This is a genomic window from uncultured Pluralibacter sp. (genome assembly GCF_913775985.1).
GTDB lineage: Bacteria > Pseudomonadota > Gammaproteobacteria > Enterobacterales > Enterobacteriaceae > Pluralibacter.
On sequence record NZ_CAJYMB010000100.1, the window covers coordinates 1 to 21,453 of the forward strand.

Consider the following 21,453-nt stretch of genomic DNA (forward strand, 5'->3'; position numbering starts at 1 on the left):
GCCCTGCCGATCAGGCCGTCCGCATATCCGGCGCGAATGCCCGCCAGGGTTTTCATGCTGCAGGGAATGACAATCATCCCGCCGGTATGAAACGAGCCGGACGAGATCGTCGCCGCCTGATCCGCCGGGCTGTGGCAAACGTCGGCAAGGGCGGCCACTTCCCGCGCGGTGTAGGGCGTCTCAAGCTCAACGGTGGTTTTCGCCCACTTCGACATCACCAGGTGCGTCTCTACCTCGTTGATTTCGCGCAGCGCCTGCAGCAGGGCCACGCCGAGCGGCGCGCCGGTGGCGCCAGTCATGGCTACAATCAGTCGCATTTATTACCTCACAATTGTTCGCATACGAACATTATGAGTAAATTACGACGAAAGTGGACCGCTGGCAATATCGTTCGTACACGATCACATTTTTTGTTCAATCTACTCCGGCATTAAAAAGCGCGGCGGAAGCAGCTATGATAAGGACCCGTTTGCGCCCCGGAGAGTTCATGGAACTGAGACAAGAAGCCTTTCACCTGCTGCGCCAGCTTTTTCAGCAGCACACCTCGCGCTGGCAGCAGGCGCTGCCGGAGTTAACCAAGCCGCAGTATGCGGTGATGCGTTCGATTGCGGAAAATCCCGGCATTGAGCAGGTTGCCCTGACGGAAGTGGCGGTGAGCACCAAAGCGACGCTGGCAGAAATGCTCAGCCGGATGGAGGCGCGCGGGCTGGTGAGGCGCGAGCAGGATCCCGCCGACAGACGCCGCCGCTTTGTTTTTCTGACTGAAGCGGGAAGCGCGCTGCTCGCGGAGTGCCTGCCGGTAGGCAGCGGCGTGGATGAGGCTTTTCTGGGCAGGCTCAGTGCGGAAGAACAGGCGCAGTTCACGCAGCTGGTGCGCAGGATGATGGACGGGGAATAAAAAAAGCCGATCTTACGATCGGCTCTTTTGATGAGAAGCGAAACTGTGCGTTATTCGCGGAACAGTGCCTCAATGCTCAGGCCCTGACCCTGCAGAATTTCACGCAGGCGGCGCAGGCCTTCGACCTGAATCTGACGTACGCGCTCGCGGGTAAGACCGATTTCGCGGCCCACATCCTCAAGCGTTGCGGCTTCATAGCCCAGCAGGCCGAAGCGGCGCGCCAGCACCTCGCGCTGTTTGGCGTTCAGTTCAAACAGCCATTTGACGATGCTCTGCTTCATGTCATCGTCCTGCGTGGTGTCTTCCGGCCCGTTATCCTTTTCGTCAGCCAAAATATCCAGCAGCGCTTTCTCCGAGTCTCCGCCCAGCGGCGTGTCCACGGAGGTGATGCGTTCATTCAGTCGCAGCATGCGGCTAACGTCATCAACCGGTTTGTCTAGCTGCTCAGCGATTTCTTCCGCGCTTGGTTCGTGGTCCAGCTTGTGGGACAGTTCACGAGCGGTGCGCAGATAGACGTTGAGCTCTTTGACAATGTGGATCGGCAGACGGATCGTACGGGTTTGGTTCATGATTGCCCGTTCGATGGTTTGACGAATCCACCATGTTGCATAGGTAGAGAAGCGGAATCCACGTTCCGGATCGAACTTCTCAACCGCGCGAATCAGTCCCAGGTTGCCCTCTTCAATCAGGTCCAGCAGAGCCAAACCGCGATTGCTGTAACGACGGGCAATCTTTACTACCAGACGCAGGTTACTTTCGATCATCCTGCGGCGGGAGGAGACATCGCCGCGCAGCGCGCGACGAGCAAAGTAGACTTCTTCTTCTGCGGTAAGCAGTGGAGAATATCCAATTTCGCCAAGATAAAGCTGCGTCGCATCAAGTACGCGCTGTGTAACGCCCTGTGCAAGTAGCTCTTCTTCGGCTAAATCGTTATCACTGGGTTCCTCTTCGACCAAGGCTTTCTCATCGAAAACCTCTACTCCATTCTCATCAAACTCCGCAGTTTCATTCAGATCATGAACTTTTAGCGTATTCTGACTCATATAAGGTGACTCCTACCCGTGATCCCTGGACAAAACGCACGCGAAGTACGCTTCGTCATATTATCGCTGCGGTAAATATTGCAGCGGGTTGACGGATTTCCCCTTGTAACGAATTTCAAAGTGCAAGCGTGTAGAACTTGTTCCGGTGCTACCCATGGTAGCGATTTTCTGCCCCGCCGCGACTTCTTGTTGCTCCCGGACGAGCATCGTGTCGTTGTGGGCGTAGGCACTCAGGTAATCATCGCTGTGTTTGATGATGATAAGATTACCGTATCCGCGCAGCGCGTTACCGGCATAAACAACGCGGCCTGATGCGGTCGCGACGATTGCCTGTCCTTTGCTGCCTGCAATATCGACACCTCTGTTGCCGCCGTCGGCGCCGCTAAAGCCTTCGATAATTTTGCCGTCCGTAGGCCAGCGCCAGGAAGAGATTGGCGTGCTGGTCGAGGAACTGCTTGCAGTGGGTTGGGTTGTGCTTGCTACGACTGGAGCCGTGACAGGCGCAGTGACGGGGGCCACAGGCTTGTTATTCGGCAACATCTTGTTAGCACTATTTTCACCTGAATCCTCAGAATACGTAATTGTTGGTTGAGAAGCAACCACCGGATAAGATTTTTCTTCTGTCCGGGCTGCCGTCGCGCTCGCTTGCGCAACCGCATTATCACCGGTAATCGGCTGTCCGGAACCGTTCCCGACCTGCAGAGTCTGACCAACGTTCAATCCGTAAGGCTCCGGGATATTGTTGCGCTGGGCAAGATCGCGGAAATCGTTACCGGTAACCCACGCAATATAGAACAGCGTGTCGCCGCGCTTCACGGTATAGGTGTTGCCGGTATAGCTGCCTTTTGGAATATCGCCGTATTTGCGGTTGTAGACGATGCGGCCGTTGACGGTTTGCACCGGCTGGCTCTGAACCTGAGCCTGCGGCTGGGTGCGGGGCTGAATCTGTGGCTGTACCTGGCGCGGCTGAATTTGCGGCTGGACGGGGACAGGCTGCGCCTGCTGGCCGGTCGCTCCGGTTCTTTGCGACGGCGTAATCAACATGCCGGAACCGGAAGAGGACTGGCCTCCGACGCTGCTGACCGGCGCCGGTGCATTGTTGGATGACGAGCATCCTGCCAGCCAAAGTGAAACCAGTGAAAGGGCCGCAAGGCGGCTAACGGTGAATGTCGGGCTTCCCGCGCTCATTTATCCCCCAGGAATAGTTAGTGACTAACAAGACCGCGCAACGCGACAGCAAGAGTACACAAGTTGGCGGATACCCTACGCAACCCTCGCGTTGAAATAACCAGGATTATTCCTGTATTACGCCAGTTCGCCTTTTACTAGCGGTACAAAGCGAACTGCCTCAACGGTGTCGATACTGAATTCGTTTCCCCGACGGCGTACGCGCTTTAGCAGCTGATGTTCGTCGCCCACGGGTAAAACCAGGATGCCGCCGTCGTCCAGCTGCGCCATCAGCGCCTCCGGGATCGCCTGCGGCGCCGCCGTGACGATAATGGCATCGAACGGCGCTCGCGCTTTCCATCCCTGCCAGCCATCGCCGTGGCGCGTTGAAATATTGTGCAGATCGAGCTGCTTGAGCCTGCGGCGGGCGTGCCACTGCAGGCTTTTAATCCGTTCGACGGAGCAGACGTGATGCACCAGGTGCGCCAGAATCGCCGTCTGGTAGCCGGAGCCGGTACCAATTTCCAGCACCCGGGAATCCGGGGTCAGCGCCAGCAGCTCGGTCATGCGCGCCACCATGTACGGCTGGGAAATGGTCTGCCCCTGGCCGATCGGCAGAGCGATGTTTTCCCACGCCTGATGCTCGAAGGCTTCGTCGATAAACTTCTCGCGCGGCACCTGCGCAATAGCCTCCAGCACCCGCTCATCGGTAATACCGTGGCCGCGAAGCTGGTTCAGCAGACTCTGCACGCGCTGGCTCACCATTTCCCGGGAACCTCCACGCGATCGAGCCAGTCTGAGACCACCTCGCGCGCGCCGTAGGCCGTTAAATCGACGTGCAGCGGGGTAATAGAAACGTAGCCTTCATCCACCGCGGCAAAGTCGGTATCCGGTCCGGCATCGCATTTCTCGCCCGGCGGCCCTATCCAGTAAAGGGTATTGCCGCGCGGATCCTGCTGCGGAATCACGCTGTCTGCCGGATGGCGGCTGCCGCAGCGGGTAACGCGGATGCCTTTGATCTCCGCAAGCGGCAGATCCGGCACGTTAATATTAAGGATACGCCCGGTGCGCAGCGGTTCGCGCTCGAGGGCGCGCAGGATGGAGCAGGTAACCGCGGCGGCGGTGTCGTAGTGCTGATGGCCGTTAAGCGAAACGGCGACCGCCGGAAAACCGAGGTGCCGCCCTTCCATGGCCGCCGCGACGGTGCCGGAGTAGATCACGTCATCGCCCAGATTGGGTCCGGCGTTAATACCGGAAACCACCACATCGGGACGCGGCCGCATCAGCGTATTAACGCCGAGAAAAACGCAGTCGGTGGGCGTGCCCATCTGCACGGCGATATCGCCGTTGTCTAATACCTGCGTGCGAAGCGAAGATTCGAGAGTGAGCGAGTTTGATGCGCCGCTGCGGTTACGATCGGGTGCGACTACCTGAACCTCGGCAAACTCCCGCAGGGCCTTTGCCAGGGTCTGTATCCCCGGCGCGTAGATCCCGTCATCGTTACTCAGCAATATTCGCATAGTCACCCGTTGTATTGATAAGTTCCCTGACAACACTGGTGGCAAAGCTTCCCGCCGGCAGCCAGAATTTCAGCTCTGCGGTCACGTCGTCCCACCAGTTCCAGCTCAGCTGCTGCGGATAGAGCAGCATCGCCCGGCGCGCGGCGTCCACTTTTTCGCGCACCAGCAGCGACTGCAGCAGCGTCTCTTCGGCCAGCGTCTGCTGCTCGAAGGCCAGCGCCTCGCGCTGGGTGCCCCAGTCGCCGGTTCCCGGCAGCGGCGCGGTGATCATTAATTCGCGCGCGTGAACCCGGGACTGCGCCTCCGCCAGCTCATCGGCGGCAGCAACAAACCAGCTGCCGCGACCGGATAATTGTAGCGCATCGCCGTCAACAACTTGATTAAAGTCCATTTTATTCAGGCGCGCGCTGACTACCTGATTAAACAACGCGCTGCGGGCCGCCGACAACCAAAAACTGCGCTTGTTGCGATCCCGCACCGGGCCGCCGCTTTCCGCCCAGCGCAGGGCGCCGTGCAGGTTGCTGCCGTTAATGCCGAAGCGCTGGGCGCCAAAATAGTTCGGCACGCCTTTTTCGCTGATAGCCTGTAGCCGGGCCTCAACGTCCTGACGATCGCTAATCTCGCGCAGGATAAGAGTAAAGCTGTTGCCCTTGAGCGCCCCGAGGCGCAGCTTGCGCTTGTGGCGGGCGTACTCCAGCACCTGGCAGCCCTCAAGCACAAACTTGCTCATGTCCGGCATCTCTTTGCCCGGCAGGCGCGCGCACAGCCACTGTTCGGTCACCGCGTGCTTGTCTTTTTGCCCGGCAAAACTGACTTCCCGGGCGTGAATTTTGAGAAATTTAGCCAGCGCGTCGGCAACAAAGCGAGTGTTGCACCCGGTTTTGAGGATCCGCACCAGCAGATGCTCGCCCTCGCCGTCCGGTGCAAAACCGAGATCTTCCACCACGACAAAGTCTTCCGGATCGCGCTTGAGCAGCCCCTGCCCCGCCGGCCTGCCGTGCAGCCAGGTTAGCGCGTCAAAGGTCATCATGCGCCAGCCTTATGCAGTAGCGCTACCGCTTCGCAGGCGATGCCTTCGCCGCGCCCGGTGAAGCCGAGCTTTTCGGTAGTGGTTGCTTTTACGTTGACGTCATCCATGTGGCAGCCGAGATCTTCGGCGATAAAAATGCGCATCTGCGGGATGTGCGGCAGCATTTTGGGTGCCTGGGCAATGATGGTCACATCCACGTTGCCGAGGCTATAACCTTTGGCCTGAATGCGCCGCCAGGCTTCGCGCAGCAGCTCGCGGCTGTCGGCGCCTTTGAAGGCCGGATCGGTATCCGGGAACAGCTTGCCAATATCGCCCAGCGCCGCTGCGCCCAGCAGCGCGTCGGTGAGCGCGTGTAGCGCCACGTCGCCGTCAGAGTGGGCCAGCAGCCCTTTTTCGTAGGGCACGCGCACGCCGCCGATGATAATCGGGCCTTCGCCGCCAAACGCGTGTACGTCAAAACCGTGTCCAATTCGCATTATGCCTGCTCCTGAGGTCCGCTACGGGTAAGGTAAAATTCCGCGAGCCGTAAATCTTCCGGGCGGGTGACTTTGATATTATCAGCGCGTCCCGGCACCAGCTGCGGGTGAAAGCCGCAGTATTCCAGGGCAGAAGCCTCATCGGTGATGACGGCCCCTTCGCTGAGCGCCCGGTTCAGGCAGTCAAAAAGAAGTTCGCGGGGAAAAAATTGTGGGGTCAGCGCGTGCCAGAGGTCAACGCGCTCGACGGTGTGGGCAATGGCTTCAATCCCGGGCTCGGCACGCTTCATGGTGTCGCGCACCGGTGCCGCGAGGATACCGCCAATCCGGCTGGAGGCGCTCAGCGCCAGCAGGCGGTCGAGATCGTCACGGTGCAGGCAGGGCCGGGCGGCATCATGCACCAGCACCCAGCCCGCATCGCCCGCGGCGAGCAGGCCGGCCATCACCGAGTCGGCGCGCTCGGCGCCGCCGTCCACCACGCTAATTTGCGGATGGCGGGCCAGCGGCAGCTGCGCAAAGTACGGATCCCCCGGCGAAACGGCAATAATCACGCGCTCGACGCGCGGATGCGCCAGCAGCGCCGCAACGGAATGTTCCAGTATCGTTTTGTTACCGATTGAGAGGTACTGCTTCGGGCAATCCGCCTGCATGCGGCGGCCGGCTCCAGCGGCCGGCACCACGGCGCAAACGCCCGGAAAAGTGGCTGCCATGTATTGATCCTGAGCCCGAGTGTTATCGGTTATTCTGCCCCGCGCCTGGGCTCTGATTGCGTTTAGAGGCGTCGGGAACCAGGCGGTAGAAGGTTTCGCCCGGGCGGGTCATGCTGAGTTCGTTACGCGCGCGCTCTTCGATAGCCTCCTGGCCACCGTTAAGATCGTCGATTTCTGCAAATAGCTGGTCGTTGCGCGCCTTAAGTTTCGCGTTGGTCGCCTGCTGCGCCGTGACGTCATCGTTGACGCGGCTGTAGTCGTGCAAGCCATTTTTACCAAACCAAAGCGAATACTGCAGCCAGACCAGCAGAGCCAGCAACAGCAGCGTGAGTTTACCCATCCTGCCCCCTGAAAAACGGCATCATCAATCCGTAACCTGCCGGCATACGCGAGCCGGCGCGCGGACGATGCCGCATATCGCCGGAAATGTACCATATTTTACACGTTGAGTTGTACGTCTCATTGCAATCTGTTGGCGTACCGCGCGGCGTTTAGCCCAGCAGCCACAAAAAAAGCAGGCCAAACATGGCCGCTACGGCAACCAGCGTCGTGGTGATACTCCAGGCAAGCCGGCCGCCGAGCAGCGAGTGCAGCGCAACGCCCACCACTACCGCCACCGGCAGCAGAGCGAGGAAGAAGGGCCAGGTGTAGAGGAAAAACAGCAGGGTATTTCGGCCGTACAGCAAAAACGGGATCCCCAGCGCCATCAGCCACGCCAGAAACCCCACGGCAGCGCCGGAGAGGGACCAGATCGTCTCTTCGGGGTCTGACATCATGGAGTCTGAACGGGCAATCGTCATATTCTGGGTATTACGCATATCCAATCCTGTGTGCTGACGGGCCGGCAAAACCGGCCCGGTCTCAGGATTTGATAATATCGTGCTGCCTCAGGAGGTCTAATAATTGGTTTACTAAATTTGTTACCAATTGTTGACCATTAAGGTGGATCTCCGGGCTTTCCGGAGCCTCGTAAGCGGAGTCGATGCCGGTAAAGTTGCGCAGCTCGCCGGCGCGGGCTTTTTTATACAGCCCCTTCGGATCCCGGTCTTCGCAGACGCCCAGCGGCGTATCGACGAACACCTCAAAAAAGCGCCCTTCCCCCAGCCTGTCGCGCACCATTTGCCGCTCGGCGCGGTGCGGCGAGATAAAGGCGGTGAGCACCACCAGCCCGGCTTCCACCATCAGGCTCGCCACCTCGCCGACCCGGCGAATGTTCTCTTTGCGATCCGCATCGCTAAAGCCAAGATCGCGGCACAGCCCGTGGCGCACGTTGTCGCCGTCCAGCAGATAGGTGCTGACCCCCAGCCGGTGCAGCGCCTCCTCCAGCGCCCCGGCGACGGTGGATTTACCCGACCCCGAAAGGCCGGTAAACCACAGCACCACCCCGCGATGACCGTGAAGCTGCTCGCGCTGCTCGCGGGTCACCGGATGGGGATGCCAGACCACGTTCTCATCGTGGGCGGCCATTACTTGCCCCCCAGCAGATCGCGCGCGCCCCAGTGCGGGAAGTGCCTGCGCACCAGCGCGTTCAGCTCAAGTTCAAAGGCGCTGAACTCGCCGCTGACGGCAGCCCCGGTATCTTCCAGCGGCTCGCGCACCATGCCCGCGCCGACAGTCACGTTAGTCAGCCTGTCGATAAAGATCATACCGCCGGTAACCGGGTTGAGCTGATATTTATCCAGCGCCAGCGGCTCGTCGAAGGTCAGATCCACCAGCCCTATGCCGTTAAGCGGCAGGCTGTCGACCTTCCGGTGCGTCAGGTTGTTGATGTCTACCTGATACTGGATGCCGTCCACCCGCGCGCGGGTCTTTTTACCGGCAATCTTGATTTCGTAGCCCTGGCCCGGCTGCAGCGCCTGTTCGGCCATCCATACCACGTCGACGCTGGCCCGCTGAACCACGGCGAGGGTCTGCCCGGCGTCCAGCAGCAGGTCGCCGCGGCTGATATCTATTTCATCTTCCAGCACCAGCGTCACCGCTTCACCGGCGCCCGCTTCCTGCAAATCGCCGTCGAACGTGACGATGCGCACCACGCTGGACTCAACGCCGGACGGCAGCACCTTCAGCTGCTGGCCAACCTTCACGCTGCCGGAGGCAATGGTGCCGGAAAAGCCGCGGAAATCGAGATTCGGGCGGTTCACGTACTGCACCGGGAAGCGCAGCGGCTGCTCGTCCACCACCCGGTGGATCTCAACCGTTTCCAGCACTTCCAGCAGCGTCGGGCCGCTGTACCACGGCATATTGGTGCTCTGGCTGGCGACGTTATCGCCCTCCAGCGCCGACAGCGGTACGAAGCGAATGTCCAGATCTCCCGGCAGCTGTTCGGCAAAGGTCAAATAGGCTTCGCGGATCTCGTTGAAGCGCGCTTCGCTGTACTCCACCAGATCCATTTTGTTGACCGCCACCACCAGATGCTTGATGCCCAGCAGCGTGGAGATAAAGCTGTGGCGGCGGGTCTGATCGAGCACGCCCTTGCGGGCATCCATCAGCAGGATCGCCAGATCGCAGGTGGACGCGCCGGTGGCCATGTTGCGGGTGTACTGCTCGTGCCCCGGCGTGTCGGCAATAATAAATTTGCGCTTCTCAGTTGAGAAATAGCGATAGGCCACGTCGATGGTAATGCCCTGCTCGCGCTCCGCCTGCAGACCGTCCACCAGCAGGGCCAGATCGAGTTTCTCGCCCTGGGTGCCGTGACGCTTGCTGTCGTTGTGCAGAGAAGAGAGCTGATCTTCATAAATCTGGCGGGTATCGTGCAGCAGCCGCCCGATCAGGGTGCTTTTACCGTCATCGACGCTGCCGCAGGTTAAAAAGCGCAGCAGGCTCTTGTGCTGCTGGGCGTGCAGGTAGGCTTCTACGCCGCCTTCGTCGGCAATCTGTTGTGCAATAGTGGTATTCATGGCGGCTCCTTAGAAATAACCCTGACGCTTTTTCAGCTCCATCGAGCCTGCCTGGTCGCGGTCAATGACGCGCCCCTGTCGTTCGCTGGTGGTGGAGACCAGCATCTCTTCGATGATCTCCGGCAGCGTCTGCGCTTCTGATTCAACAGCGCCGGTCAGCGGCCAGCAGCCCAGCGTGCGGAAGCGCACCATCCGCGGTTTGATCTCTTCGCCGGGCTGCAGGTCGATGCGATCGTCGTCGATCATCATCAGCATCCCGTCGCGCTCCAGCACCGGACGCTCGGCGGCCAGATAGAGCGGCACGATCTCGATATTTTCAAGGAAGATGTACTGCCAGATATCCAGCTCGGTCCAGTTGGAGAGCGGGAACACGCGGATACTTTCGCCTTTGTTAATCTGGCCGTTGTAGTTGTGCCACAGCTCCGGGCGCTGGTTTTTCGGGTCCCAGCGGTGAAAGCGGTCGCGAAACGAATAGATCCGCTCTTTGGCGCGGGATTTCTCTTCGTCCCGGCGCGCGCCGCCGAACGCGGCATCAAAGCCGTACTTGTTCAGCGCCTGCTTGAGCCCTTCGGTTTTCATAATGTCGGTATGCTTGGCGCTGCCGTGGACGAACGGGTTAATCCCCATCGCCACCCCTTCCGGGTTTTTATGCACCAGCAGCTCAATGCCGTACGCTTTGGCGGTGCGGTCGCGAAACTCGTACATTTCACGAAACTTCCAGCCGGTATCAACGTGCAGCAGCGGGAACGGCAGCGTGCCGGGGAAGAACGCCTTGCGCGCCAGGTGCAGCATGACGCTGGAGTCCTTGCCGATGGAGTACATCATCACCGGATTAGAAAACTCGGCGGCCACTTCGCGGATGATATGAATACTCTCCGCTTCCAGCTGCCGCAGGTGAGTCAGTCGTTTTTGGTCCATAACCGTTCCTTAAGCCAGATTCACGACAGGGGCGCGGTAGCCCTCTGCATTTGTTGTGTGTTGAAACCAGGCGAGCTGGTGATGCAGCTGCGCGACTTCACCGATCACCAGCAGCGCGGGCATCGGGGCGTTCGCCGCCAGGTCTGCAAGATGTTGTAAGGTGCCCGTCGCCACCTGCTGATCGTGCCGGGTGCCGCGGCTGATGACCGCCACCGGCGTCGCGCCGTCGCGACCGTGGGCGATCAGCTGGCGGCTGATTTCGCCGGCCTTCATCACGCCCATGTAGATCGCCAGCGTCTGGCGGCTGCGGGCCAGATGCGCCCAGTCAAAGGGCACGCCGTCGGTTTTGTCGTGCCCGGTTAAAAAGGTCACGCTCTGGGCGTGGTCGCGGTGGGTCAGCGGAATACCGGCGTAGGCCGTCGCGCCCGCTGCGGCGGTAACGCCAGGCACTACCTGAAACGGAATGCCCGCCCCGGCCGCCGCCTGCAGCTCTTCGCCGCCGCGGCCAAAGATAAACGGATCGCCGCCCTTCAGGCGCACGACGCTTTTGCCCTGCCGGGCCGCGTCCACCAGCAGGCGGTTAATCTCCGCCTGCGGCACGCTCTGCCCGCCGGCGCGCTTGCCGACGCAGACCATTTCCGCATCCCGGCGCACCAAATCGCGCACCGCGTCGCTGACCAGATAGTCATAAAAGACGATGTCCGCCTGCTGCAGAACCTGCAGCCCACGCAGGGTCAATAGCCCGGCATCCCCCGGGCCCGCGCCGACCAGCACAATTTCGCCGCTGCGACGCTCGGGTTCATCCAGCGCCTGCGCCAGCGCCTCCCGGGCAGCAGTTTCGTTACCCGCCGCCATCAGGCTGGCAAACGGCCCGCTGAAGTTGCGCTCCCAGAAGCGACGGCGGCGCGCCACAGTGGTGAGGCGCGTTTTAATGCGCTCCCGCCATTCGCCGGCGATACGCGCCATCGGCCCGAGGCTTGCAGGCAGCAGGGCTTCGAGCTTCTCACGCAGCAGGCGGGCCAGCACCGGTGCGGTGCCGCCCGATGAGATAGCAACGATCAGCGGCGTTCTGTCGACAATCGAGGGGAAGATGAAGGTACACAGGGGACGATCGTCCACCACGTTTACCAGCCGCTGGCGCGCTTCGGCGGCAGCGTGGACACGGCGGTTCAGCGCCGGATCGTCGGTGGCGGCAATCACCAGAAAAATAGTGTCGAGCTGAGACTCCTCAAAGGACGTCGCGCGCCATTCAATCTGCTGGCGCGCGGCCAGTTCGGCCACATCCGGCCCCAGCTCGCGGGCGACCACCTGCACCCGGGCACCCGCCCGGCGCAGCAGCGCAATTTTGCGGGCCGCAACGTCACCGCCGCCGATAACCAGAACCGGACGGCCCTTCAGGGCGGCAAACAGGGGCAAATAGTCCACGGATCACAACTCGTTCACATTAAGCATAGGGGGACTATAGGGGGAGGCTTGAGGCAAATGAAATTACGAAATGGAATGAGTAGTTCCGCAATGGAATAACTAATCCGGTAAAGCAAAGATCAAAATGTGCTTAAGCAGCGATTTTTCAGGGGTTTCAGAGCAAATGAAATTGTGTGCTGGCCCTCACAGTTTCATACTATTGGCGCGTAATTTTTTGCCCTGATAATGATGTAAGGATACCCCTATGTTCGCCCCCCTGTGCCGCCGTCTTCTCGCCCTGACGCTTGGCGCATGCTTATCGGCACCCGCGTTTTCCGCTCCCGCCTCTTTTGGCCACATTGCCAGCCAGCAGGCCCGCTACATTGCCACCTATTTTCCCGGCCGCATGACCGGCAGTCCGGCAGAGATGCTCTCCGCTGACTACATCCGCCAGCAGCTGGTCAAAATGGGTTACCACAGCGATATTCGCGCCTTTAACAGCCGCTATCTCTACGTGATGCAGGACAAGCGCCAGATCTGGCGTAAAGTGACCGGCAGCACGGTAATTGCCGCCCGGGAAGGCAAGCAGCCGCAGGAGATCGTGATAATGGCGCATCTCGACACTTTCGCGCCGCTGAGCGATGCCGACAGCGCCCGCAACCTCGGCGGCCTGACGCTGCAGGGAATTGACGATAACGCGCTGGGCGTCGGCGTGATGCTGGAGCTGGCGGATCGCCTGAAGGCGTTCCCGTCCCGCTACGGGCTCCGCTTTATCGCCACCAGCGGCGAAGAACAGGGCAAGCTCGGCGCAAAGAGCCTGCTGGAGCGCATGACACCCGAGCAGCATAAAAACACGCTGCTGGTGATTAACCTCGACAATCTGGTGGTGGGCGACCGGCTCTATTTCAACAGCGGCAAGAGCACGCCCGCCTCGGTGCGCAAGCTCACCCGCGATCGGGCGCTGGCCATCGCCCGCAGTAAAGGTATCCCCGCCTCCACCAATCCCGGCCTCAATGCCCGCTATCCGGCAGGCACCAGCTGCTGCAATGACGCCGAGGTGTTCGACAGCGCGGGCATCCCGGTGCTCTCCGTGGAGGCGACAAACTGGTCCCTCGGCAATAAAGACGGCTACCAGCAGCGCGCGAAGTCGCGCGCCTTCCCGCAGGGCACCAGCTGGCACGATCCGCGCCTGGACAACGCGCAGTATCTCGACAGCGCCCTGCCCGGCCGCATCGATCATCGCGCCCGGGAGGTGGTTTCCGTGATGCTGCCGCTAGTCAAGGAGCTGGCGAAAGTCGGGGCGCCGGGCGTTAAAAAGGCTGGAAAATAAGGTCATGTCGGTTCTCGCGGCCCGGAATCAAGCGCGGGGGCTACTCCGCGCGGTACTCTATTCTGTTGATGGGTGCCGCGTCCTACCTTATTCGCATTCTTTAATTAAGCGATTTATCCTCGAGCGACAACCATACTATCTCCCATTCTCTTTTCGTCTTCTCTGGCTCAATATTACCGCACGTATACCCGCCCCTTTACCGCCCTTTTTGCACGGGATGCCCCTTAGACAAGGCCTGTATTTGCTGGGGATAACGTGCTGGATCTGGTGGCTGGAACCGGGCCGCTAGCGATAGCCGCAGCCGCGCCCGCCCCACCATCATGGCGACCGACTTGAGTCCTGACATGTTGTATTGCATCAGCGATGATGCTGCCCTGAAATGTGCAAGCCCACATCATGGATGTGGCAGCAGCTAAAATTTATCGATGCCCTGTCCGACACCATAACCTCCTTATTTCCGCCAGCAAAATAGCGGCGAGTATTTGTTTTTGTCAGAAAATATGCAGCCGTCAGTCAGGCATAAAACAAAAATCGCCTGTCGTCGATGCCCAAGAATAGATAAGCAATAAGAATGTTAAGTAACAAAAAAGAGGATGTGGATGTGCGTTTAATTTTAGCGAAACGGTGCGCCCCATAGACAAAAAATAGCGTAGGCGTGCCGATGATAAAACATAACTCACTGTAATTAATAAACAAATATTAACTAAGTTTAATACTATCAATCAATTACGACTGCAACTATTTTCGGGTACTGGCGCGTAATTGGAGCGTTGACGGAAGTTCAATGACACTATCCGTAGATTTATCATTCAGCAGATCGAGTAATGTTTTACCTGCAAGTCTGCCTGTTTCACGCCATGGAAATTCAACGGCAGTTAAGGCCGGCGAGCAAACGGCAGCAAGAGTGCCTCCGCTGAGACTCGCCAATGCTAAGGTATCGGGGACTTTCAGTCCTGCGCTGTGGCAGGCCATAATGCAACCGCACGCGATTTCATCAGACATACAAATCAGCGCATCCAACTCAGGCCAGGTAATGCGAATATCGCCGAGGAGATTTAAACCAGTGGTAATATCTGCCGGTAAATGCGACGTCACCACGCGGTGTGGAGAGTGGTTAAGGGAAAGCATCGCACTATTCCAGCCGCTCAATACTTGACGAAACATAATGTTATTGGAGGCAGTACAGAGCAAGCCAATATTTTTATACCCCATCTGCACAAGCGACGTGACCAATTTTTTGATAGCCACCGCATAATCCACACCGATGCTAATCCAGCTTGCTTCACGGTTAATGGCCCCGATTTCAACCACCGGTACGCCCGTATTGATTAACAATTGTGAACAGCTGCTGATATTATCAATATTGAATTGCACAATTGCCGCCGGATTATAGGCAAGCATTTGCGTCAGCGTATTCTCTTCACTCTGTCCCGCCTGACCTGACTCAATAAACATCATGCTGTAACCCTGAACGGCAATCGCAGCCTGCATAGCCTGGGAGACAGCAAGAAATCCCGGCGAAGAAAATGAAGGCACCACGCCCATCACCAGCCTCGAATCAGCAGAGGCCAGATTGCGGGCCTGCAAGTTGGGCACATAACCCAGCTCGTTCACTGCAGCTTCGATGCGGGTCCGCAATTCAGGATTCACTTTTTCCGGCATACGTAATGCGCGCGACACCGTCATTGTGCTCACGCCCACCAGTTTTGCCACCTCAGCGAGCGTAATTTTTCCAGTATTTTTTCTGCGTTTTTCGCGCGGGTTATCGTCTGCTTGTAGCGTATGCACTGACATCCTCCTTCAGCTTGTCTGGAGACACATTGTAAATGATGTTTTGCACTTTGCGCATTGAGCATCTGCATTGTGACGATCAACATGGCCTGCAAAGTTAGCGGTAACAAAAAAATTAACATACCAGCCGTGTTAGCGCTAACTTTGAGATAACGATCACGGTAAGCAACGAAAACATTCCTCTATAGTAGACTCAGTTTCAACGCTATCGGGGTATTTATGATTACGACGTGGTTACCGGTAGAAAATATCCAGATTGTCGATGCAGTCACTGACTGGAAGCAGGCCATTACATTATCTGCCCAGCCTTTAATAGTAAAAGGTGCCATCACTGAACATTATATTGACGCTATTTTCGAGAGCCATCGAACGCTTGGGCCTTATTATGTTTTAGCGCCGGGCCTGGCAATGCCGCATGCGCGTCCCGAACAAGGTGCATTAAAAAACGGCTTATCGCTATTGTACATTAAAGAAGGTGTTTCTTTTGGCTCGGAAGAGAATGACCCTATTTATGTCGTGATCATGTTATGCGCACTTTCGGGCAACGAACACATCGACATGATTACAGCGTTAGCAGAGATTTTCAGTGACGAAGCGCGATGCTCGGCACTCCTGAAAGCATCATCAATGGAAGCAATACAAACCGTTATTAGCGGATAATGAGGTAAAATGAAAAAGATTTTGATTGTTTGCGGTAATGGATTAGGTAGCAGCTTCATCGTTGAGATGAACGTCAAAAAAATAATTAAAGAGTTGAATAAAGAAGCCGACGTTACACATACCGATCTCACATCAGCAAAAAGTGAGACCGCCGATATTATTCTTAGCGCCAAAGATATTGCCGAGCATTTAACAGGCCATTCCGCACAAGTCTTTGGCCTAACAAATCTGCTGGATAACAATAAAATTAAAGAAATTCTTTCTGAGAATCTCTGATTAATTATTTGCGGCCTTACGGAGTCACGCTATGCTGCAGTTTATTATTCATGATGTGTTAGGCACACCCGCAATATTGGTCGGTCTGTTTTCTTTAATCGGCTTATTATTGCAGAAAAAAGCCATGTCGGATGTTGTTTCCGGAACGCTCAAAACCATTATGGGTTTTGTCATATTGACCTCCGGAGCGGCCATTGTTGCAACCACGCTAACAATTTTTAGCCAGCTGTTTGAGCACTCCTTCCATATCCAGGGCGTCGTCCCGAATACAGACGCGATGGCAGCGCTGGCGCAGAAAAATTACGGTACGGCGACGGCAATGATCATGGTGCTGGGAATGTTATTTAACATTGTGCTGGCGCGCATTACGCCGCTGAAATACATCTTCCTGACAGGGCACCACACGCTATACATGTCGGCCATGCTGGCAGTCATCCTTTCCGTGGGTGGCCTGTCGCCACTATGGGTCATTGTTGTGGGGGCGGTGATTCTGGGCATCATGATGGTGGTTTCTCCGGCAATTCTGCAGCCATTTACTCGCAAGATAACCGGTACAGATGATTTGGCCCTTGGCCATTTCGGTTCAACGGGCTATCTGCTGTCAGCGCTGGTTGGCAAAGCGGTAGGAAAAGGCAGCCCGTCGATCGAAGAACTAAAGGTACCGAAATCGCTGAACTTTCTGCGTGACTCATCGGTCGCTATTTCGCTGACGATGATGATCCTGTTCGTGATTTTGGTCCTGATTGCTGGTAAAGGCTTTGTTGAAACGCAGCTCAGCGAAGGCCAAAACTTTATCATCTTTGCGATTATTCAATCGCTGACCTTCGCCGCCGGCGTATGGATCATCCTGGCAGGGGTGCGCATGATCATCGCCGAAATCGTACCGGCCTTTAAAGGCATCGCCGATAAGCTGGTAAAAGATGCTAAACCGGCGCTCGACTGCCCTACGGTCTTTCCGTTCGCGCCGAACGCAGTGATTGTCGGCTTTCTGTCGAGCTTCAGTGCCGGCCTGGTGAGTATGTTCTTGTGTCCGCTGTTTGGGTTAAGCGTCATCGTTCCGGGGCTGGTACCGCATTTCTTCTGCGGCGCAACGGCAGGCGTTTACGGCAACATCTGCGGCGGGCGTCGCGGTGCCGTAGTCGGCGCATTTGCCCAAGGCCTGCTGATTTCATTTCTTCCTGCGATTTTGCTACCGCTTATGGGCGACCTTGGCTTTGCATCAACCACCTTTGGCGATGCAGACTTCGGCGTAGTTGGCATCATTCTCGGGCATACAGTGTCACTGTTTAACTAATAAATCTTTTGGAGGTCAGGTATGGCGGCTAAATTTTCACCCTCGCTAATGTGTATGGATTTAACGCAGTTCAGAGAACAAATTAAGGCAATGAACAGTCGGGCTGACTTTTATCACGTCGATATCATGGACGGTAGCTATGTGAAGAATATTACGCTCTCGCCTTTTTTTATCGAAAACCTTAAGAAAATAACGGATGTGCCGATTGATGTGCATTTGATGGTCAATCATCCGGAAGATATTATTCCTATGTGTATTGATGCTGGCGCCGACATTATCAGCTTTCATCCAGAGACGGCGAATAACAAAATATTTCGTTTACTGAACCAAATTAAAGACGCGGGTCGCCGCTGCGGTGTGGTGTTGAATCCGGCCACACCAGCAGATGCCATTAAAGAATACGCACACCTGCTGGATAAAGTGACAGTAATGTCAGTTGACCCGGGATATGCAGGACAAAAATTTATTCCTGAATCGCTCAACAAAATTAAGCAACTGATTGCGATGCGAGAAGCCCAAGGATATCACTATCTGACCGAGATTGACGGCTCATGTAATGAGAAAACGTTCAACGTGATTTCTCAGTCTGGAGTAGACGTCTTTATTGTAGGTACCTCTGGCCTGTTCTCTTTAGCGGATGACGTCAGTGATGCATGGGACAAAATGGTCGATATATATCAGCGAGAAGTCGCTGCCTGAAAATTACAGCGCGCTCCGCCGTATTAAATCTTTGAGAAGGGCAGCGTCTATTTAACCGGTCTATTGCTTGCCCTCATCTTTTATTTTTACGGTTGAGTGTGTTGTAACCCTATGTCATGTGGAGCGTACTTATGATGATGCGTTGCACGTTAGTGAATGCTTTGCCTGTATTGTATCTCTTGGCAGGAGGGATTTCTCAATTAGGGCTGCCGGGAAGCATCGCTAACGCAGCCTGAAAGTAGCAGCATAAACAGGAAGCTTAGGTGAATTGGCGTCAGCACGGCGGATATTGACAGCGTTGAGTTTTACCGTGGAATGTGTTGTCGCTACAGCACACCGTATTCAGTAATACGCTTCTGTTATTAGTGGTTAATATTAACGACCTCTGATAATAAACTATTCATTTTCATGCGTGAAGGTAGATTATGGACATTTCAGATGTACTTAATGTAAAAAACATCAAATTAAATATGATGGCCAAAAGTAAAGAGGAAGCGGTTGAGGAATTAACAGATTTACTGGTGCAAGATGGGGCCATTACGCACAGAGACGATTTTTTAAAAGATGTCTGGCTGCGCGAGGAGCAAGGTTCCACAGGATTCGAAAATCATATTGCGATTCCACACGGGAAATCGTCAGGTGTTGCGCGTACGGCGCTGGCCATTGGACGCACTCAATACGAAATCCCCTGGGAAACAATGGATGGTAGTGATGTTCGCTGCATTATCCTGTTTGCAGTTTGTTTAGTGGACCAAAATGCAACGCATATTCGACTATTATCGCAAGTCTCCGGTTCACTGGCCGACGAAGAGATTATAGAGAAGCTGTTAAAAGAAAACGATCCTCACAAAATCATTGCGCTTTTGAATTCTGAAGGCGAAGACATTAACGCCTGATCCAATTATCTGCCTTTATACAACACATTAATGCATTAAGTAATGGAGAATAATGATGAATATTGTCGGTATTACAGCATGTACTGTAGGCATTGCCCACACTTATATCGCTCAGAAGAAAATCGAAATCGCAGCAAAGAAAGCCGGGCACAATGTCAAAATTGAAACACAGGGCACGATTGGTGTCGAGAATGCATTAACCGCCGATGAAATCGCTCAGGCTGATATCGTCCTGTTGGCTGCCGATGTAAAAGTTACCGGTGAAGAACGTTTCGCTGGTAAGAAAGTGGTCAGAGTGCCAACGGAAACCGCGGTTAAATCGCCAAATAAACTTATTGAAAAACTTGCTGAGTTAGTAAATTCATAACATTAACTATGCGTATCCTGTTTACAACAAAGAGCATAACTTATGAATATAAAAGAAATATGGAAAGCAGCTAACCCCAAGGGCCATCTGCTGACAGCGATCTCATTTTTGATTCCCATTGTCTGCGGTGCCGGATTTATTATTGCTATCGGCATGGGGTTTGGAGGCACGGTTCAGGATACGTTGACACCGGAGCAATTTGATCTGTGGCAGGCCTTAGCCACAATGGGCGCCAAGGCACTTGGCCTATTACCGGTCGTGATCGCTATCGGCATTTCCGGCTCGATCGCGGGTAAGCCCGGCATTGCACCCGGTTTTGTCGTCGGTCTGGCGGCGAATGCTATTGGCGCGGGATTCATCGGCGGTATGCTCGGCGGCTATATTTCCGGATATATTGCTTTGGCGATTATTAAAAATGTCAAAGTCCCGAGCTGGGCTCGCGGTTTAATGCCTACGCTGATTGTTCCGTTTTTTGCCTCCATTAGCAGTGCATTGATCATGGTGTACATTATCGGCACACCCATTGGTATATTTACAGACGCCCTCACCTCGTTCCTGAGAAGCATGGGGACGTCATCTAATTTAGTCTTAGGTGCCGTTATCGGAGCACTGTGTATTATTGACTTCGGCGGGCCAATCAATAAAACCTGTTTCGCATTTGTATTGACGCTACAGGCGCAGGGTATCAATGAACCGATTACCGCCCTGCAACTGGTTAACACCGCCACGCCTATCGGTTTTGGGCTGGCATTTTTTATCGCTAAACTTTTCCGTAAAAACATTTATCACAATGAAGAGATTGAAATGCTGAAATCAGCGGTGCCGATGGGCGTTGTGAATATTGTGGAAGGGTCGATACCTATCGTCATGAATGATATCTTCCGCGGTATTACTGCTGCAGCAATCGGTGGGGCTTGCGGTGGCGCAATTACTATGGTGTATGGCGCAGATGCTACCGTGCCGTTCGGCGGGATTTTAATGATTCCGACAATGTCGCACCCGATGGCAGGTATCATGGCACTGCTGGTTAATATATTGGTAACAGCAACGGTTTATGCTGTAATCAAAAAGGATGTTCCTCGTGATGCCATCATTGAAAATGATCATGAAGAAGAAGACATCAATTTGGATGATATTAAAATAAGTTAATATCACTGAAGCCATAGCTTCCTGTGCCGCATAAGGCATGGCTAGATATTGCTTAGGGCTATTAGCGATCACCCATTGTGTAAATAAAGTAACAGGCTGCCGAAAGCAGGCCCGATAACGGGCGATGCAAACCGGCAGCCTCTTTGTTGCAAGAAGGTTAAAAAGCGTCTGCCTGGCAGCAGGCATAAACCCGCCTTAGACAATCTGCAGATCTTGGCTGGCACGGGCCCGCTGGAGAAGCGGCAGAGGGCTATTTTTCCTCTACCTGACTTTTTGCCGTATCCCCATTGGACGGTATTGTCGTTGGACCAAGCAGCACCGGCGGGCCACCCTCTTTTTGCCCGGGCCAATGCATGCTCACGCCTGAGAATTCCCTTTCTCCAATTCTTCTGATTTCGGGCCACTTCCCCATAGTAACCGGCGCGGTTAAACGTCGTCCGCAGTTGACGCTACACTTCGTGCTCAGCCTATTTACCAATGCTGGCGCAGGGTAACGCCTTACCTGCGGTCTCGACGATGATTTATTTATCGGTTTATCTCCGCTCGCGCGGGGAACTCAACGCTGGTCAGGCGCTGTGTTTCTCTCATGGCGATTTATCCCCGTTCGCGCGGGGAACTCCTCCAGCCCGGTAGCAAACGTAACGATCCGGTCGGTTTATCCCCGCTCGCGCGGGGAACTCCATAAAACTATACTCCCTGCATAGAGCAACAGCGGTTTATCCCCACTCGCGTGGGGAACCCCCTGAAAGTTGGTGTTATCGTCAAACATCCGACGGTTTATCCCCACTCGCGTGGGGAACCCAAATCCGGCAGCAACCGTAGGCCAGTAAACATCGGTTTATCCCCACTCGCGTGGGGAACCCGGTGTACACCGCATCATGTGTGGTAATTGGATCGGTTTATCCCCACTCGCGTGGGGAACCCTACT

The 21,453-nt window shown here is 55.7% G+C and carries 25 protein-coding genes and 1 CRISPR repeat array (1 of these 26 only partly in view); of the genes, 10 read left to right on the forward strand and 15 right to left on the reverse strand.

Annotation, left to right across the window (positions count from 1 at the left end):
- A partial coding sequence (locus QZ766_RS12530) for a UbiX family flavin prenyltransferase (protein ID WP_297202448.1) occupies positions 1-317 on the reverse strand: 317 nt, incomplete at its 3' end.
- A 170-nt stretch (positions 318-487) separates the two neighbouring features.
- On the opposite strand from QZ766_RS12530, the gene QZ766_RS12535 reads away from it, so the two are divergent.
- Positions 488-898 carry a MarR family transcriptional regulator gene (locus QZ766_RS12535; RefSeq protein ID WP_297202450.1) on the forward strand — a complete coding sequence of 137 codons (411 nt, stop codon included), beginning with the start codon at positions 488-490 and terminating at the stop codon, positions 896-898.
- A 50-nt stretch (positions 899-948) separates the two neighbouring features.
- On the opposite strand, the gene rpoS is transcribed toward QZ766_RS12535, so the two are convergent.
- Both rpoS and nlpD read right to left on the reverse strand, forming a co-directional pair.
- Complete coding sequence (gene rpoS / locus QZ766_RS12540) at positions 949-1,941, reverse strand: RNA polymerase sigma factor RpoS (RefSeq protein WP_297202452.1); 993 nt, start codon at positions 1,939-1,941, stop codon at positions 949-951.
- A 60-nt stretch (positions 1,942-2,001) separates the two neighbouring features.
- A complete protein-coding gene (nlpD, locus tag QZ766_RS12545; protein ID WP_297202494.1) occupies positions 2,002-3,078 on the reverse strand; it encodes a murein hydrolase activator NlpD in 1,077 nt (358 codons plus the stop codon).
- On the opposite strand from nlpD, the gene QZ766_RS12550 reads away from it, so the two are divergent.
- Positions 3,020-3,157 carry a peptidase gene (locus QZ766_RS12550; RefSeq protein ID WP_297202496.1) on the forward strand — a complete coding sequence of 46 codons (138 nt, stop codon included), beginning with the start codon at positions 3,020-3,022 and terminating at the stop codon, positions 3,155-3,157. The genes nlpD and QZ766_RS12550 overlap by 59 nt on opposite strands.
- Before the next feature lie 89 nt (positions 3,158-3,246).
- On the opposite strand, the gene QZ766_RS12555 is transcribed toward QZ766_RS12550, so the two are convergent.
- The 11 genes from QZ766_RS12555 to cysG form a co-directional block, all read right to left on the reverse strand.
- Positions 3,247-3,873, reverse strand: a complete 627-nt coding sequence (locus QZ766_RS12555; protein ID WP_297202454.1) for a protein-L-isoaspartate(D-aspartate) O-methyltransferase — start codon at positions 3,871-3,873, stop codon at positions 3,247-3,249.
- A complete protein-coding gene (gene surE / locus QZ766_RS12560) occupies positions 3,867-4,628 on the reverse strand; it encodes a 5'/3'-nucleotidase SurE (RefSeq protein ID WP_297202456.1) in 762 nt (253 codons plus the stop codon). The genes QZ766_RS12555 and surE overlap by 7 nt, the downstream gene beginning before the upstream one ends.
- Positions 4,609-5,658, reverse strand: coding sequence for a tRNA pseudouridine(13) synthase TruD (truD, locus tag QZ766_RS12565; RefSeq protein WP_297202458.1), 1,050 nt, complete (start codon positions 5,656-5,658; stop codon positions 4,609-4,611). The genes surE and truD overlap by 20 nt, the downstream gene beginning before the upstream one ends.
- Positions 5,655-6,134 carry a 2-C-methyl-D-erythritol 2,4-cyclodiphosphate synthase gene (ispF, locus tag QZ766_RS12570; RefSeq protein WP_297202459.1) on the reverse strand — a complete coding sequence of 160 codons (480 nt, stop codon included), beginning with the start codon at positions 6,132-6,134 and terminating at the stop codon, positions 5,655-5,657. Before ispF ends, truD begins: the two co-directional genes overlap by 4 nt.
- A complete protein-coding gene (ispD, locus tag QZ766_RS12575; RefSeq protein WP_297202461.1) occupies positions 6,134-6,844 on the reverse strand; it encodes a 2-C-methyl-D-erythritol 4-phosphate cytidylyltransferase in 711 nt (236 codons plus the stop codon). Before ispD ends, ispF begins: the two co-directional genes overlap by 1 nt.
- 22 nt (positions 6,845-6,866) lie before the next feature.
- On the reverse strand, positions 6,867-7,184 hold the full coding sequence (ftsB, locus tag QZ766_RS12580; RefSeq protein ID WP_297202463.1) for a cell division protein FtsB: 318 nt from the start codon (positions 7,182-7,184) through the stop codon (positions 6,867-6,869).
- A gap of 151 nt (positions 7,185-7,335) precedes the next feature.
- Positions 7,336-7,662: a DUF3561 family protein gene (locus QZ766_RS12585; protein WP_297202465.1), complete on the reverse strand. Its 327-nt coding sequence runs from the start codon at positions 7,660-7,662 to the stop codon at positions 7,336-7,338.
- Positions 7,663-7,705: 43 nt separating this feature from the next.
- On the reverse strand, positions 7,706-8,311 hold the full coding sequence (gene cysC, locus QZ766_RS12590; protein ID WP_297202467.1) for an adenylyl-sulfate kinase: 606 nt from the start codon (positions 8,309-8,311) through the stop codon (positions 7,706-7,708).
- On the reverse strand, positions 8,311-9,741 hold the full coding sequence (gene cysN, locus QZ766_RS12595; RefSeq protein WP_297202469.1) for a sulfate adenylyltransferase subunit CysN: 1,431 nt from the start codon (positions 9,739-9,741) through the stop codon (positions 8,311-8,313). The genes cysC and cysN overlap by 1 nt, the downstream gene beginning before the upstream one ends.
- Positions 9,742-9,750: 9 nt before the next feature.
- Complete coding sequence (cysD, locus tag QZ766_RS12600) at positions 9,751-10,659, reverse strand: sulfate adenylyltransferase subunit CysD (RefSeq protein WP_297202471.1); 909 nt, start codon at positions 10,657-10,659, stop codon at positions 9,751-9,753.
- Positions 10,660-10,668: 9 nt separating this feature from the next.
- Entirely contained in the window at positions 10,669-12,084 is a 1,416-nt protein-coding gene (gene cysG, locus QZ766_RS12605) for a siroheme synthase CysG (RefSeq protein WP_297202472.1), read from the reverse strand.
- A 244-nt stretch (positions 12,085-12,328) separates the two neighbouring features.
- Here cysG and QZ766_RS12610 point away from each other — a divergent pair, with 244 nt between their 5' ends.
- A complete protein-coding gene (locus tag QZ766_RS12610) occupies positions 12,329-13,393 on the forward strand; it encodes an aminopeptidase (protein WP_297202474.1) in 1,065 nt (354 codons plus the stop codon).
- 738 nt (positions 13,394-14,131) lie between these two features.
- On the opposite strand, the gene QZ766_RS12615 is transcribed toward QZ766_RS12610, so the two are convergent.
- Positions 14,132-15,187 carry a LacI family DNA-binding transcriptional regulator gene (locus tag QZ766_RS12615; RefSeq protein ID WP_297202475.1) on the reverse strand — a complete coding sequence of 352 codons (1,056 nt, stop codon included), beginning with the start codon at positions 15,185-15,187 and terminating at the stop codon, positions 14,132-14,134.
- A gap of 216 nt (positions 15,188-15,403) precedes the next feature.
- Here QZ766_RS12615 and QZ766_RS12620 point away from each other — a divergent pair, with 216 nt between their 5' ends.
- From QZ766_RS12620 to QZ766_RS12650, 7 genes are all read left to right on the forward strand, one after another.
- Entirely contained in the window at positions 15,404-15,844 is a 441-nt protein-coding gene (locus QZ766_RS12620; protein ID WP_297202477.1) for a PTS sugar transporter subunit IIA, read from the forward strand.
- 9 nt (positions 15,845-15,853) lie between these two features.
- On the forward strand, positions 15,854-16,120 hold the full coding sequence (locus QZ766_RS12625) for a PTS sugar transporter subunit IIB (protein WP_297202479.1): 267 nt from the start codon (positions 15,854-15,856) through the stop codon (positions 16,118-16,120).
- 31 nt (positions 16,121-16,151) lie between these two features.
- Positions 16,152-17,414, forward strand: a complete 1,263-nt coding sequence (locus QZ766_RS12630) for a PTS ascorbate transporter subunit IIC (protein ID WP_297202481.1) — start codon at positions 16,152-16,154, stop codon at positions 17,412-17,414.
- 21 nt (positions 17,415-17,435) lie between these two features.
- Positions 17,436-18,113 carry a D-allulose 6-phosphate 3-epimerase gene (gene alsE, locus QZ766_RS12635; RefSeq protein ID WP_297202483.1) on the forward strand — a complete coding sequence of 226 codons (678 nt, stop codon included), beginning with the start codon at positions 17,436-17,438 and terminating at the stop codon, positions 18,111-18,113.
- A 425-nt stretch (positions 18,114-18,538) separates the two neighbouring features.
- Entirely contained in the window at positions 18,539-19,009 is a 471-nt protein-coding gene (locus QZ766_RS12640; RefSeq protein WP_297202485.1) for a PTS sugar transporter subunit IIA, read from the forward strand.
- Positions 19,010-19,064: 55 nt separating this feature from the next.
- Positions 19,065-19,376: a PTS fructose transporter subunit IIB gene (locus QZ766_RS12645; protein WP_297202498.1), complete on the forward strand. Its 312-nt coding sequence runs from the start codon at positions 19,065-19,067 to the stop codon at positions 19,374-19,376.
- Between the two features lie 42 nt (positions 19,377-19,418).
- Positions 19,419-20,525: a PTS fructose transporter subunit IIC gene (locus QZ766_RS12650; protein WP_297202487.1), complete on the forward strand. Its 1,107-nt coding sequence runs from the start codon at positions 19,419-19,421 to the stop codon at positions 20,523-20,525.
- Between the two features lie 529 nt (positions 20,526-21,054).
- Positions 21,055-21,453: direct repeats of the CRISPR family, unit length 29 nt (it continues 1,277 nt past the right edge of the window).

Excerpts from the sequence above, each read along its gene's own strand:
- QZ766_RS12535 (WP_297202450.1), top strand. The coding sequence starts at position 488 with ATGGAACTGAGACAAGAAGCCTTTCACCTGCTGCGCCAGCTTTTTCAG.
- rpoS (WP_297202452.1), bottom strand. The coding sequence starts at position 1,941 with ATGAGTCAGAATACGCTAAAAGTTCATGATCTGAATGAAACTGCGGAG.
- QZ766_RS12555 (WP_297202454.1), bottom strand. The coding sequence starts at position 3,873 with ATGGTGAGCCAGCGCGTGCAGAGTCTGCTGAACCAGCTTCGCGGCCAC.
- surE (WP_297202456.1), bottom strand. The coding sequence starts at position 4,628 with ATGCGAATATTGCTGAGTAACGATGACGGGATCTACGCGCCGGGGATA.
- truD (WP_297202458.1), bottom strand. The coding sequence starts at position 5,658 with ATGATGACCTTTGACGCGCTAACCTGGCTGCACGGCAGGCCGGCGGGG.
- ispF (WP_297202459.1), bottom strand. The coding sequence starts at position 6,134 with ATGCGAATTGGACACGGTTTTGACGTACACGCGTTTGGCGGCGAAGGC.
- ispD (WP_297202461.1), bottom strand. The coding sequence starts at position 6,844 with ATGGCAGCCACTTTTCCGGGCGTTTGCGCCGTGGTGCCGGCCGCTGGA.
- ftsB (WP_297202463.1), bottom strand. The coding sequence starts at position 7,184 with ATGGGTAAACTCACGCTGCTGTTGCTGGCTCTGCTGGTCTGGCTGCAG.
- QZ766_RS12585 (WP_297202465.1), bottom strand. The coding sequence starts at position 7,662 with ATGCGTAATACCCAGAATATGACGATTGCCCGTTCAGACTCCATGATG.
- cysC (WP_297202467.1), bottom strand. The coding sequence starts at position 8,311 with ATGGCCGCCCACGATGAGAACGTGGTCTGGCATCCCCATCCGGTGACC.
- cysN (WP_297202469.1), bottom strand. The coding sequence starts at position 9,741 with ATGAATACCACTATTGCACAACAGATTGCCGACGAAGGCGGCGTAGAA.
- cysD (WP_297202471.1), bottom strand. The coding sequence starts at position 10,659 with ATGGACCAAAAACGACTGACTCACCTGCGGCAGCTGGAAGCGGAGAGT.
- QZ766_RS12610 (WP_297202474.1), top strand. The coding sequence starts at position 12,329 with ATGTTCGCCCCCCTGTGCCGCCGTCTTCTCGCCCTGACGCTTGGCGCA.
- QZ766_RS12615 (WP_297202475.1), bottom strand. The coding sequence starts at position 15,187 with ATGTCAGTGCATACGCTACAAGCAGACGATAACCCGCGCGAAAAACGC.
- QZ766_RS12620 (WP_297202477.1), top strand. The coding sequence starts at position 15,404 with ATGATTACGACGTGGTTACCGGTAGAAAATATCCAGATTGTCGATGCA.
- QZ766_RS12625 (WP_297202479.1), top strand. The coding sequence starts at position 15,854 with ATGAAAAAGATTTTGATTGTTTGCGGTAATGGATTAGGTAGCAGCTTC.
- QZ766_RS12630 (WP_297202481.1), top strand. The coding sequence starts at position 16,152 with ATGCTGCAGTTTATTATTCATGATGTGTTAGGCACACCCGCAATATTG.
- alsE (WP_297202483.1), top strand. The coding sequence starts at position 17,436 with ATGGCGGCTAAATTTTCACCCTCGCTAATGTGTATGGATTTAACGCAG.
- QZ766_RS12640 (WP_297202485.1), top strand. The coding sequence starts at position 18,539 with ATGGACATTTCAGATGTACTTAATGTAAAAAACATCAAATTAAATATG.
- QZ766_RS12645 (WP_297202498.1), top strand. The coding sequence starts at position 19,065 with ATGAATATTGTCGGTATTACAGCATGTACTGTAGGCATTGCCCACACT.
- QZ766_RS12650 (WP_297202487.1), top strand. The coding sequence starts at position 19,419 with ATGAATATAAAAGAAATATGGAAAGCAGCTAACCCCAAGGGCCATCTG.